This is a genomic window from Streptomyces sp. NPDC091271, assembly GCF_044757505.1.
Classification (GTDB): Bacteria; Actinomycetota; Actinomycetes; order Streptomycetales; family Streptomycetaceae; genus Streptomyces.
Genome location: NZ_JBIVVD010000003.1, coordinates 367,846 through 380,073, shown reverse-complemented (window position 1 = coordinate 380,073; position 12,228 = coordinate 367,846). Strand labels below are relative to the sequence as shown.

At 70.3% G+C, this 12,228-nt stretch carries 13 protein-coding genes; 11 read left to right on the top strand and 2 right to left on the bottom strand.

What is annotated here, in order from left to right; translation table 11 throughout:
* The first annotated feature begins 61 nt into the window (after window positions 1-61).
* Window positions 62-856: an IclR family transcriptional regulator gene (locus tag ACIQM3_RS13560; RefSeq protein WP_401623294.1), complete on the top strand. Its 795-nt coding sequence runs from the start codon at window positions 62-64 to the stop codon at window positions 854-856.
* 23 nt (window positions 857-879) lie between these two features.
* Here ACIQM3_RS13560 and ACIQM3_RS13555 read toward each other — a convergent pair whose 3' ends face one another.
* Window positions 880-1,443, bottom strand: a complete 564-nt coding sequence (locus ACIQM3_RS13555; protein WP_401623291.1) for a TetR/AcrR family transcriptional regulator — start codon at window positions 1,441-1,443, stop codon at window positions 880-882.
* A 125-nt stretch (window positions 1,444-1,568) separates the two neighbouring features.
* On the opposite strand from ACIQM3_RS13555, the gene ACIQM3_RS13550 reads away from it, so the two are divergent.
* On the top strand, window positions 1,569-2,306 hold the full coding sequence (locus ACIQM3_RS13550; RefSeq protein WP_401623288.1) for an SDR family oxidoreductase: 738 nt from the start codon (window positions 1,569-1,571) through the stop codon (window positions 2,304-2,306).
* Window positions 2,307-2,653: 347 nt separating this feature from the next.
* On the opposite strand, the gene ACIQM3_RS13545 is transcribed toward ACIQM3_RS13550, so the two are convergent.
* Entirely contained in the window at window positions 2,654-3,115 is a 462-nt protein-coding gene (locus ACIQM3_RS13545; protein ID WP_401623285.1) for an Asp23/Gls24 family envelope stress response protein, read from the bottom strand.
* A gap of 266 nt (window positions 3,116-3,381) precedes the next feature.
* Between ACIQM3_RS13545 and ACIQM3_RS13540 the strand changes: the two genes are divergently transcribed.
* The 9 genes from ACIQM3_RS13540 (at window position 3,382) to ACIQM3_RS13500 (ending at window position 12,227) form a co-directional block, all read left to right on the top strand.
* Complete coding sequence (locus tag ACIQM3_RS13540; protein WP_401623282.1) at window positions 3,382-4,539, top strand: acyl-CoA dehydrogenase family protein; 1,158 nt, start codon at window positions 3,382-3,384, stop codon at window positions 4,537-4,539.
* Between the two features lie 21 nt (window positions 4,540-4,560).
* Window positions 4,561-5,436 (top strand): acyl-CoA thioesterase, encoded by an 876-nt coding sequence (locus ACIQM3_RS13535; protein WP_401623279.1) that lies wholly within the window; start codon window positions 4,561-4,563, stop codon window positions 5,434-5,436.
* A gap of 28 nt (window positions 5,437-5,464) precedes the next feature.
* Window positions 5,465-6,469 (top strand): cation diffusion facilitator family transporter, encoded by a 1,005-nt coding sequence (locus tag ACIQM3_RS13530; protein WP_401623276.1) that lies wholly within the window; start codon window positions 5,465-5,467, stop codon window positions 6,467-6,469.
* Window positions 6,470-6,968: 499 nt separating this feature from the next.
* The gene (locus tag ACIQM3_RS13525; protein ID WP_401623273.1) at window positions 6,969-8,453 is read left to right on the top strand and encodes an ATP-binding protein; all 1,485 of its coding nucleotides are present in this window, start codon (window positions 6,969-6,971) and stop codon (window positions 8,451-8,453) included.
* Window positions 8,450-8,872 (top strand): roadblock/LC7 domain-containing protein, encoded by a 423-nt coding sequence (locus ACIQM3_RS13520; RefSeq protein ID WP_103514904.1) that lies wholly within the window; start codon window positions 8,450-8,452, stop codon window positions 8,870-8,872. Before ACIQM3_RS13525 ends, ACIQM3_RS13520 begins: the two co-directional genes overlap by 4 nt.
* On the top strand, window positions 8,869-9,219 hold the full coding sequence (locus tag ACIQM3_RS13515; RefSeq protein ID WP_203186385.1) for a DUF742 domain-containing protein: 351 nt from the start codon (window positions 8,869-8,871) through the stop codon (window positions 9,217-9,219). Before ACIQM3_RS13520 ends, ACIQM3_RS13515 begins: the two co-directional genes overlap by 4 nt.
* Complete coding sequence (locus tag ACIQM3_RS13510) at window positions 9,197-9,796, top strand: GTP-binding protein (protein ID WP_401623269.1); 600 nt, start codon at window positions 9,197-9,199, stop codon at window positions 9,794-9,796. Before ACIQM3_RS13515 ends, ACIQM3_RS13510 begins: the two co-directional genes overlap by 23 nt.
* Window positions 9,793-11,112, top strand: a complete 1,320-nt coding sequence (locus tag ACIQM3_RS13505; RefSeq protein WP_401623266.1) for a cytochrome P450 — start codon at window positions 9,793-9,795, stop codon at window positions 11,110-11,112. The genes ACIQM3_RS13510 and ACIQM3_RS13505 overlap by 4 nt, the downstream gene beginning before the upstream one ends.
* A complete protein-coding gene (locus ACIQM3_RS13500; protein ID WP_401623263.1) occupies window positions 11,004-12,227 on the top strand; it encodes a cytochrome P450 in 1,224 nt (407 codons plus the stop codon). The genes ACIQM3_RS13505 and ACIQM3_RS13500 overlap by 109 nt, the downstream gene beginning before the upstream one ends.
* The last annotated feature ends 1 nt before the right edge of the window (window position 12,228 follow it).

Below are 12,228 nucleotides of genomic sequence, written 5' to 3'. Positions count from 1 at the left end.
TGAACCTCAGGGCGTCAATGGGTATGCACCACCCTTCTCCGAGCCCGATTACGATCGGCGCATGCCAGACACACGGGGAGAGGCGGGCGGCGTCCGCGAGGTGAAGTCCGCGGCACGCACGGTCGAGTTGCTGGAGGTCCTGGCGGCGCGCGGCGACCGTCCGGCGCGGCTCCAGGAACTGGCGGACGAGCTGGGAGTGCCGCGCAGCTCGATGTACGCGCTCCTCCAGACGCTGATCTCACGCGGCTGGGTCCGCACGGACCTGACCGGCTCCCTGTACGGCATCGGCATCCACGCCCTGCTCACCGGTACCAGCTACCTGGACTCCGACCCCCGGCTGAGGGTGGTGCGGCCGTATCTCGACGAGGCCTCCGAGGCGCTGGGCGAGACGATCCACATGGGCCGGCTGGACGGGCGGGACGTGGCGTATCTCGCGACCCGGGAGTCGCACGAGTACCTGCGGACGATCAGCCGCGTCGGACGGCGGCTGCCGGCGCACGTGGGTGCGCTGGGCAAGGCCCTGCTGGCCGAGCGGCCGGACGAGGAACTGCCCGAGGGGCCCTACGAGGCGCTGACGCCGAACACCCACACCGGCCGGGGCACCCTCCTGGCCGACCTCGCGGAGATCCGGACGCGCGGTCACGCGGTGGACCGGGAGGAGGGCGTATCCGGGATCGTCGGCTTCGGGTTCGCCCTGCGTTACGACAACCCGCCGCAGGACGCCGTCAGTTGCTCGGTACCCGTGGCCCGGCTGACACCGGCGCACGAGGAGCGGATCGTGGCGGTGATGCGGGAGATCCGGGCGAAGATGGAAGCGGCGGTTCCCACCGGGAGCGGAGCGGCGCACTGGCGCTGACGCCGGCCCGGTGACGCCCCGCACTACGGCCGCCCGGCTCGCAGCCCGTCGATGACGATGGCGAGCATGCGTTCGCCGCGCTCCTGCCAGTCTGGCCCGTCGGCCTTCCACAGGAACGACACGAGCAGCAGGACCTCGTCGGCGTCCGCGTCGGGGCGCAGCTCCCCCGCCTCCTTGCAGGCGGTCAGCAGCCGGTCCAGTGCGCCGATGACCGGCGCGTAGTACTCGTTGCCCAGGTCGGCACGGGTGGCGGCCTCGACGGCCAGGGACGCGCCGTGCTTGATCCGGCCGTAGGCGGCGAGGCGGCTGAACCAGAGGCGGAGCGCGTCCAGCGGCTCGCGCTCCGCGAGCAGGGCCGGGGCGGCGTCGACGAGGGCCTCGACGTCCTCCCGGTAGACGGCGACGAGCAGCGCCTCACGGTTGGGGAAGTGCCGGTACATGGTGCCCTGACCGATGCCGACCGCCTTGGCGATCGACTGGAGGGTCGCACCGGGGGTCTCGGTGAACGCGGTGCGCGCGGTGTCGATGATGCGCGCCCTGTTGTCCTGCGCGTCCGACCGCGTGGCGCGGCGGCGTGGCTCCGTCATCGGCTCTCCCTCGTTCCGGGCGTACAGGCATCGATTGCTTATCCGGACACATGTCCGCTACCGTTGGCGCCGTACTGGACACGTGTCCGCTTAACAGTCTAGAGCGTCGTGAACGGAGATTCGGCATGCCTGGAACCGAGGGCAAGGTCGTGGCGATCACAGGAGCGAGCAGCGGGATCGGCGCCGCCACCGCGCGCCTGCTGGCAGAGGGCGGGGCGAAGCTCGTACTCGGTGCCCGCCGTGAGGAACGGCTCGCGGAGCTGGCCGACGAGCTGCGGGAGAAGGGGTGCGAGGTGGCGTTCACCCCGGTCGACGTCACCCGCCGCGAGGACCCGGCGCGCTTGGTGGAGCTGGCCCGTGAACGCTTCGGCCGGCTGGACGTCCTCGTCGGCAACGCGGGGATCGGCCCGGTGTCGCCACTCGACGACCTGCGGGTGGACGACTGGGACGCGATGATCGACGTGAACGTCAAGGGACTGCTGTACGGCATCGCGGCCGCCCTCCCCGTCTTCCGGAGCCAGGGGCACGGCCAGTTCGTGCACACCCTGTCGACCGCCGCCTACCGGACGGTGCCCACCATGGCCGTCTACTCGGCGTCCAAGGCCGCCGCGCGCACCCTCACCGAGGGCCTGCGGCAGGAGGCCGGGCCGTCGATCCGGGTCTCCGCGGTCTCACCGGGATTCGTGGCCACCGACTTCGTCGACTCCGTGCCGGACGCGGATCTGCGTGCGCGGTTGAACGAGTCGAAGGAGGAGACGGCGATCCCGCCGGCGGCGGTCGCGCGTGCCATCCGGTTCGCGATCGAGCAGCCCGACGACGTCGACGTCAACGAGATCGTCGTCCGGCCGACCGCCCAGGCCTGAGCCGGCCGCCTCACCGCGCGCCGCGAAGCCGGAGGAGGTACGTCGCGGTCAGCGGGACTCCACGGTCCTCGTCGTGCGACAACTACGCCCTCGTGGGCTCCCCTCCGTTTCCTGTCCCGTGATCGTCATCGTGACCACCTCCTCGCTCTGGAGGAGGCCCTTGTCACCGAGTCAAGGCCGACCGGAACCGGCCGCCGCTCCCGGAACGGCGAAAGGCCTCCGCGCGCACATTGCGGCGGAGGCCCGGGAGGCTGCGGCTGGGCGTCGGAGGTCGCCACGGCACTGCGGAAAGTGCCGCATGGCCGGAGCACGCGCCACCAGAGCCGGGCGCCGTCCTCGCGGTGCTCTCACTGCACGCGCGCGGAGGCCCGGCCCGAGCGGTCGCCCTCGTCCTCCTCGTCCTCGTCCTCGTCCGGCACGTGGACGTCGAAGACGTAGATGTTGATCTCGACGACCTCCAGACCGGTCATCGATTCCACCGCGTCCGTCACCTGGGTCCTGATCCGGTCGGCCAGCTTGTGTATCTGGACGCCGTACTCCACCTCCACGTCGACGTCGATCGCGGCCTGCGTCTCGCCCACTTCCACCTTGACGGCACGCCCCGCCCCGGAGGACCCCGACCTCCGTCCGGCGACCGCGCCTATGGCCTTCGAAGCCCCGCGGCCGACCGAATGCACGCCGTCGGTCTCACGGATGGCGATTCCGGCGATGGTGGCGACGACGCCGTCGGCGATGGTCGTCGTGCCACGCCCGGCCCCCGTGCTCCTGTCCGCGATTGAACTCCCGCCCTGGGTCCCGACATCAGCCATGACTGCCTCACAGAGAGTTGATGCGACGAGGCTGCTCGCGTCCCCGTCGGCTCCTCATTTCACTGTGCGCCTGCCCGCCGCCGCCCGCCATCGAGGCGTACGCAGCGCTCGCGGCGACCACGCTCCGCGACCGGGTGCCCGGGGGAGCCGGGCGTGCTCAGCATCACCCTGGACAGCCACCGTGACCGCCGGGTAACTTTTGACCAGGACTGAGCAAGCGCTTAGCCACTGCGACCGACGCTGAAGCTGACACCAGGAGGCATCCCGTGCGCCGTACGGTTTACAACGAGGACCACGAGGCGTTCCGGGAGACCATCCGCGCCTTCATCGAGTCCGAGGTCGTCCCCGTCTACGACGAGTGGTTCGCGGCGGGCCAGGCGCCCCGCGACTTCTACTACAAGCTCGCCGAGCTGGGCATCTTCGGCATCGAGGTGCCCGAGGAGTTCGGCGGCGCGGGCGTGGAGTCCTTCAAGTTCGAGGCGATCCTGTACGAGGAGACCGCCCGCGCGGGCATCTCCTTCGGCGGCTCCGGCGTGCACGTCCTGCTCTGCCTGCCGTACCTCAAGGCGTACGCCACCGAGGAGCAGAAGAAGCGCTGGCTGCCGGACTTCGTCTCCGGCAAGTCCATGTACGCGATAGCCATGACGGAGCCGGGCACCGGTTCGGACCTGGCCGGCATGAAGACGACCGCCAAGCTCTCCGAGGACGGCACGCACTACGTCCTCAACGGCGCCAAGACCTTCATCACCGGTGGTGTGCACGCCGACAAGGTGATCGTCTGCGCCCGCACGGACGCCCCCAAGGCCGACGACCGCCGCCACGGCATCTCCCTCCTGGTGGTCGACACCAAGTCCGAGGGCTACTCGGTGGGCCGCAAGCTCGACAAGCTGGGCCTGAAGGTCTCCGACACCGCCGAACTGGCCTTCGTGGACGTCAAGGTGCCCGTCGAGGACCTGCTGGGCGAGGAGAACAAGGGCTTCTCCTACCTCGGCCAGAACCTCCCTCAGGAGCGCCTGGGCATCGCCGTCGGCGCGTACGCGCAGGCGAAGGCCGCCGTGCGGTTCGCCCAGCAGTACACGCAGGACCGCACCGTCTTCGGCAAGACCGTCGCGTCCTTCCAGAACACCAAGTTCGAGCTGGCCGCCTGCAAGGCCGAGGTCGACGCGGCCGAGGCCGTCTGCGACCGCGCGATCGAGGCCCTGGACGCCGGTGAGCTCACCCCCGCCGAGGCCGCCTCGGCGAAGCTGTTCTGCACCGAGGTCGCGCACCGCGTGATCGACCGCTGCCTCCAGCTGCACGGCGGCTACGGCTTCATGAACGAGTACCCGATCGCCCGCCTCTACACGGACAACCGGGTCAACCGCATCTACGGCGGCACCAGCGAGGTCATGAAGTCGATCATCGCCAAGTCCATGGGCCTCTGAGAACGGCTACGTTTCTCCTTCATGAGCGCAGCACTTGAATCCCTGCTCGATCTGCTCGACCTGGAGCAGATCGAGCAGGACATCTTCCGGGGCATGAGCCGTTCCGCGGTCGTGCCCCGTGTCTTCGGCGGCCAGGTCGCGGCCCAGGCGCTGGTCGCCGCCGGGCGTACGGTCCCCGAGGACCGGGGAGCCCACTCCCTCCACGCGTACTTCCTGCGCCCCGGGGACCCCGGCGCCCCGATCGTCTACAGCGTGGACCGGATCCGCGACGGACGGTCCTTCACCACCCGACGGGTCGTCGCCGTCCAGCACGGCAAGCCGATCTTCCACCTCTCGGCATCCTTCCAGGTGCACGAGGAGGGCATGGACCACCAGGCGGTCATGCCCCCTGCCCCGGACCCGGAGACCCTGCCGACCGCTGCGGAGATGCTGCCCCGGTACGCGCACCGCTTCACCGACCCGCGCATGGTGGACCGGCTGCTGGAGGCCCGGGCCGCGGTCGACCTGCGGTATGTGGACGCCCCGCCGTTCGCCACCGCCGGTGAACCGCGCGAGCCGCGCTCCCAGGTCTGGTTCCGGACGCACGGCAAGCTGGCGGACGACCCGCTGCTGCACGTCTGCATGGCGACGTACGTCTCCGACATGACGCTGCTCGACTCGGTGCTGCTCGCCCACGGACGCGGCGGCTGGTCGGTCGGTGACGTGGTGGGTGCCAGCCTGGACCATGCGATGTGGTTCCACCGCCCCTTCCGGGCGGACGAATGGCTGCTGTACGACCAGGAGTCGCCCTCCGCGTCCGGTGGGCGCGGTCTCGGCCAGGCCAGGATCTACACGGCCGACGGGAAGCTGGCCATCACGGTCATCCAGGAGGGCCTGGTCCGCGTCCCGAGGGACTGACGTCGCACATTCGGACATACTGCCCCTCATGAGTGACGCCACGAGTGACGCCGGAAGTGACTCCGATCGCGGCTCCGGCACCGACGGGCAGGCCGGTGGCGAGTCCACGTTCACTGTGGTCGTCGCGGCGGCCGCCAACCTCGGTATCGCCGTGGCGAAGCTGGTGGCGGGGCTGATCAGCGGTTCGAGCGCGATGCTGTCCGAGGCCGCGCACTCGGTCGCCGACACCGTCACCGAGGTCATGCTTCTCACCGCGCTGAAGCGCAGCGAGAAGCCCGCGGACGAGGACCATCCGCTGGGCTACGGTCCCGAGCGGTACATCTGGGCGATGCTCGCAGCCGTCGCGACCTTCATCGGCGGCGCCGTGTTCTCCCTGTACGACGGGATCCACACCCTGTTGCGGGGCGAGGAGCTCGGCGACCCTCTCGTCTCGTACCTCGTGCTCGCGGTCGCCTTCCTGCTGGAGGGCTTCTCGCTGCGTACGGGCCTCCGGCAGGTGCGCGGCGAGGCCGCACGGCTCCGGATGCCCGCGCCGCGCTATCTGCGCCGGACCCCGGACACGGCGGTCAAGGCCGTGGTGATGGAGGACTCGGCGGCGCTGGCCGGGCTGCTGCTGGCGGGCGGCGGCCTGCTCGGCGGGCAGCTCTCGGGCTCCGGGGTCTGGGACGGCATCGCCTCCGTCCTCATCGGCGTACTGCTGGTGTACGTGGCGTGGGTGCTGTGCCGGTCCAACGCCCAGCTGCTGATCGGCCGGCCGCTCCCGGCCGGGATGCGGGACGGGGTGCGCGAGGAGCTGCTGTCCGTGCCGCACATCGTCGAGGTGGTGGAGCTGACGACACTGATCCAGGGGCCGTCGGAGATGCTGATCGCGGCGAAGATCGACTTCCGGGACGCGTCGACGGCCGCGCAGATCGAGTGGGCGTGCGAGGAGGCGGAGCAGCAACTGCGGGAGCGCTACCCGTCGATCCAGCGGGTGTACCTGGACCCGACACCGGGGCGCGCACAGCGCCTGGCGGCGCGCGCCGGCGGCTGAAAGGGATGCGGGGAGACGCTTCCCGGCCCACTGTCTGCTACGGGCCAGATCCAGCCAGAGGCGCGTCCGGCAGAGCATTCGGCGGCGAGATCGACCAGGACACGACAACATTTCGGCCCATCCGCCGCCCCACACCGGTGAAACCTTACTCACTGCCACGGCGGAGAGCGTCCGACGTGCGGCCTGTGCCCCGCCCTGCCGCAGTTGTGGCCACGCGCCGCAGCCTTCCCCGTGGGGCACACACCGTCAAATGGTGATGTTTCAGTTGAGTGCGAGCAACCGGCACACCCACATTCCACCCATTTACCTTTTTACCTTTCATGTCAATTTTTGAAATATCTCGGTGCTGATTGAAATTATCCGAGGGCTCGAATTCCAGCCATGATCAGCGGATTTATTGCATCTGCGGCCAGGAACCGATGTCCTTCTCAGGGTTGCCTCAACTAGCCCTGTCCGCGCGCGGGCAGGCGCATCCCCCCATCCACTGAGGACCTTTGTGATGACGCACATATCGGAGGCCGGTCCCTGGGTACTGGCGCTGGCCATGACGGCCGTCGCCCTCGCCCTGGCGCTCCTCCACCTCCGCACGCGCCGTTCGAACGCGGCACTGCGTGCTGAGGCTCGCACCGAAGCGCGGGCCGCGGCCGGCAGGTACCAGGCGCTGGAGGCCGATGCGCGGTCCGGCGCACAGGCGGCGGCGCAGGCCTCGGAGGCCCGCTACCGGTCGATGGAAGCGGCCCTCCTCGCCGAGGCGCAGGAAGCCGAGCGCGCCAGACTCGACGCCGAGCAGCAGAGCGGCCGGATCGGCGGGGAGCTGGCGTACTTCGTCGACACCCGGCTGCCGGCCCTCGTCACGCACCTGAGACACCGTCATGTGCCGGTCCCCGGAACGCAGGACCCGGCGCTCGCCCACACCGAGGTCGGGACCCTCCTGGAACGGGCCCTGAACCAGGTCGCCCAGGTCATCGTCGACACCGAGCAGCGGGTCGACGCCGGCGCCCAGGCTGTGCTGCGGGCCACCACCGCCGAGATCCAGGCCAAGTCCTACCGCCTCCAGGAGATGATCGAGGAGGCGCAGTTCACGTTCGACGATCCGGAGATCGCGAAGCGGCTGGTGTCGATGGACCGCACGAACGAGGAGAATCTCCGGCAGATCCAGGCGACCGGAGTGCTCTGCGGGGCGTGGCCGGGGCTGACCCGGGACGACTCCCACCTGGGTGACATCGTTGCCGGAGCTCAGTCCCGCATCGCGGGCTACCAGCGCGTCCAGATCACCAGCCAGCTCTCCGACCCCGTCGGGGTGGTGGCCCGGGCGGTGGAGCCGCTCGCCGTGATCGTCGCCGAGCTGCTCTCCAACGCGGTGCACCACACTCCTCAGGGCACACGGCCCGTCGACGTCAGCCTGCATCAGGTGCAGGCAGGGGCGTGCGTCGTGATCGACGACCCCGGCGTGGGCATGACGGACGAGGAGCGTGAGTTCGCCGCGCGCATGCTGTCAAGTCAGCAGGGTGTCCTGCTGACCCATCTGGGAGATCCGCCGCGTGCGGGGTTCGCCACGATCGGCCGGCTTGTGCAGCAGTTCGGTTTCACCGTCACGGTGGACAAGCCCTCGTCGTACGGCGGCGTGCGAGCCGTGGCGTTCATTCCCGATCACCTGCTGATGCTGATGGATGAGGTGGCCCAGCCCATGTCGGCCATGTCCCCCGCCCTGCGCAAGCCGGAGCCGCCCAGGCAGGAGAGCCCCGCGCCGTCCGCGGCCACCGGGCCCGCCGGTCCCACCGGGTCCGCCGGTGCGATCGAACTGCCGCGGCGGCGACGCCAGCGGGCCGCCCAGGACACGGACCGGCCCGCCCAGCAGGGCCCGGACCCGGCGCCTGCGATCAGCCCGGACCAAGCGGCCCAGACGTGGGGCGCCTGGCAGACCGGCACCATGCGCGGATTCGAGGACGCGCGCACCGACCAGGAAGAAGGCATGCAGCCATGACCGTCGTACCCAAGCGCCCCCTTCTCCGGGACATGTCCTGGGTGCTCACCCCGCTTCTGGAGGTGCCGGGGGTCGTGCACGCTCTGGTCCTCTCCGGGGACGGGATGATCCAGGGCGCCACGCAGGCTCTCACCCGGGAGGCCGGGGAGGGCGCCTCCGCCATGGCGTCCGCTGTCCAGGGCGCCTGCAAGGAGCTGGTCAGGAAACTGGCGGGGCAGGAGGAGAGCCCCGTGCTGCACCAGGTGGTGGTCAGCACGAACTACGGGTTCGCCTTCCTGATCCCCGCGGGCGACAACACGGTCATGGCGGTCTTCGCACAGCCGACCGTGGACATGGGCGTCATCGCCCACGCCATGCAGGTGCAGGTCTCGAAGCTCGGCGACAAGGTGATGAACTCGCCTGCTCGGGCCCGGGGATGACGCCGGCGCCCCGCCGGCGGCTCGTGCCGTCGTTCCTGGCCACCGACAGCGTCCAGCCGACGCGCAACACGCTGGACCGCCTGACCCTGCTGTCGTCCACCGGCGTCACCGCCGTGGACGACCTGACGCACGCGCAGCGCCGGCTGGTCGAGCTCCTCCAGGGCGGCCCGCTGGCGCTGGTCGAGGTCGCCGCACGCCTCGTGCTGCCGGTGAGCCTGGTGCGCGTCCTCGTCGCGGATCTCGTCGACAGTTCGCACCTGCACGCCCGCGCCCCCATCCCCGAAGCGAAGGCACACGATCCCCAGCTGCTAGAGAAGGTGCTCGATGGACTCCGCAGTATCCGATAACACCTTCCTCGACAGCGACGAGCAGACGCTGGTGAAGATCGTGGTGACCGGACCGTTCGGCGTCGGGAAGACGACGCTGATCAACACGCTCTCCGAGACCGCCCCGCTGCACACGGAGGAGGTCATGACCCAGGCCGGTGCGGCGGCCGACGATCTCGCCGGCGTCCGGGACAAGGCCACCACCACGGTCGCCATCGACTTCGGCCGCAGGACGCTCCCCGGCGACCTGGTGCTCTACCTGTTCGGCACTCCCGGCCAGAAGAGGTTCAAGCCGCTCTGGGAGGACATCGCGCGCGGCGCCCTGGGTGCGGTGGTCCTGGTCGACACCCGCCGTCTCGACGACTCGTTCGACGTCATCGACATGATCGAGCAGCAGGGACTGTCCTACGCCGTGGCCGTCAACAACTTCCCCGACTCGCCCGACTACCCGCCCGAGGTGCTCCGCGACCACCTGGACCTGGAGCCGCACACCCCGCTGGTCGTCTGCGACGCCCGCGAGACGACGTCGGCCGTGGACGTACTGATCGCGCTGGTGACCCACCTGCTCGCCGCCCACCCCGTCCTGGAAGCCTCATGAGCACCTACCTGCCCCTGGCCGTCCCCCTGCACAGTCCGGACTTCGCCGCGGACCCCGGGCGCGTCTACGCCCGCCTGCGCGCGTTCGGGCCGGTCGCCCCCGTCGAGGTGTCCCCGGGCGTCAGCGGCTATCTCGTCACCGACCGCGACGCCGCTCTCGCCATCCTCAACGACCCCGACGTCTGGTCGAAGGACCCGCGGGTCTGGGAGAGCGGGCTCCCGGCCGACTCGCCGGTGAAGCCGATGATGGGGTGGCGGCCCAACGCCCTGTTCAACGACGGCGCCGAGCACCGCCGCTACCGGTCGGTCATCACCGACAGCTTCAGCCGGATCGAGCCGCACGACCTGCGCCGGCAGGTCGCGGAGATCGCGGACGGTCTGATCCAGGACTTCGCCGGCGCGGGCGAGGTCGACCTGGTCGGCCAGTACGCCCGCCCGTTGCCTCTGGTGCTGTTCAACGCGATGTTCGGCATGCCGCCCGAGGACGGGCCCCGCCTGGTGGCCGCCATGGGCGGCCTGTTCGAGTCCGAACCCGAGCACGCGATCAAGGCGAACGAGGACTTCGGCCGGTACATGGACGAACTCATCGCGCTCAAGGTGCAACAGCGCGGCGAGGACCTGACGAGCTGGTTCATGGACCACCCCGCCGGTCTGGCGCCGGAGGAACTCGCCCACCAGGTCATCCTCACGATGGCCGCCGGGCAGGAGCCGACCACGAACCTGATCTCGAACGCGCTCTCGCGCATGCTGTCCAATCCGGACTACTACAGCAGCCTCTCCAACGGCGCCCGCACCGCCCGCGACGCCATCAACGACGTGCTGCGCCACGAGCCGCCGATGGCGAACTACAGCGCGCACTACCCGCGGCGCAACATGCAGATCGGCAGCACCTGGATCCCCGCCGACAGCCTCGTACTCATCTCGTACCACGCGGCGAACACCACCCCGGACGGCCACGACGTCGGCGAGCGTACCGACGGCGGCGCGCACCTCGCCTGGTCCTCCGGTCCGCACGCCTGCCCCGTCAAGCAGCCCGCCCTGCTCATCGCGATCACCGCGATCGAGAGGCTCACCAGCCACCTCGGGGACCTCGAACTCGCGGTCCCCCGCGAGAGCCTGCAATGGCGCCCCGGCCCCTTCCACCGCGCACTGGCGCACCTCCCGGCCCGCTTCGGTCCCATCACGCCGCAGAAAACTGGAGTCACCCCATGGAGCAGCCCCTCGTCCTCGACCCCGCCGGCCGGGACATCCACGGAGAGTCCGCTCTCCTCCGCGAACGCGGACCGGCGACCCGGGTCGTACTCCCCGGCGACATAGACGCCTGGGCCGTCACCAGCCACTCGCTCCTCAAGGAGCTCCTGACCGACGACCGCGTGACCAAGGACCCCCGGCGCTGGAGCGCCTGGCAGCGCGGCGAGATCACCCCGGACATGTGGGTCTACACCTGGGTGGCGGTCTCCAACATGTTCACCGCCGCGGGGCAGGACCACCGGCGCCTGCGCAAACTCGTCACCCCTGCCTTCACCGCCCGCCGCATCGAAGCACTGAAGCCCGTCATCCAGGGGATCGCCGATCAGCTGCTGGACGACATGGCACGCTCCTCCGACGGCACGGTGGACCTGCGCAGCGCGTACGCCCACCCGTTGCCCATGCAGGTCATCTGCCATCTGTTCGGGCTTCCGGAGGAGCTCCGGCCGCGCATGGCCCAGTTGGTCGAGAAGGTCTTCGACACGACCATCGAGGACGCCGCGTCGAATTTCGCCGAGCTCCAGCAGATGCTGACCGGCCTCATCGCGAGCAAGCGGCAGGAGCCCGGGGACGACCTGACCAGCGTCCTGATCGCCACCCGCGACGACGACGGCACACGTCTGAGCGAAGCCGAGCTGACCGACACACTGTTGCTCATCATCAGCGCCGGCTTCGAGACCACCGTCAACCTCATCGGCAACGCCGTCCGCGCCCTGCTGGAACACCCCGAGCAGCTCCAGCAGGTCACCGCGGGCGGTGCGAAGCGCTGGAACGACGTCGTCGAGGAGACCCTGCGCTGGGAGCCGAGCGTGGCCCATCTGCCCCTGCGTTACGCCGTCGAGGACATCGACCTCCCGGACGGTCAGCGCATCGCCCAGGGTGAGGCGATCCTCGCGTCCTACGCCGCGGCGGGCCGGGAGCCGGCCCAGCACGGCCCGGACGCCGACCGGTTCGACATCGACCGGTTCGGCCGGGAACACCTGGCGTTCGGCTACGGCGTCCACTTCTGCCTCGGGGCCCCGCTCGCGCGCCTGGAGGCCGATGTGGCACTGACCACCCTGTTCGCCCGGTACCCGGACCTCTCCCTGGCGTCCCCCGCCGCGGACCTGCCCCCCGTCGAGTCGTTCATCGTCAACGGTGATCAGCGCATCGACGTCGCGCTGGGCCGTCCCGCCTCGGCCTGAG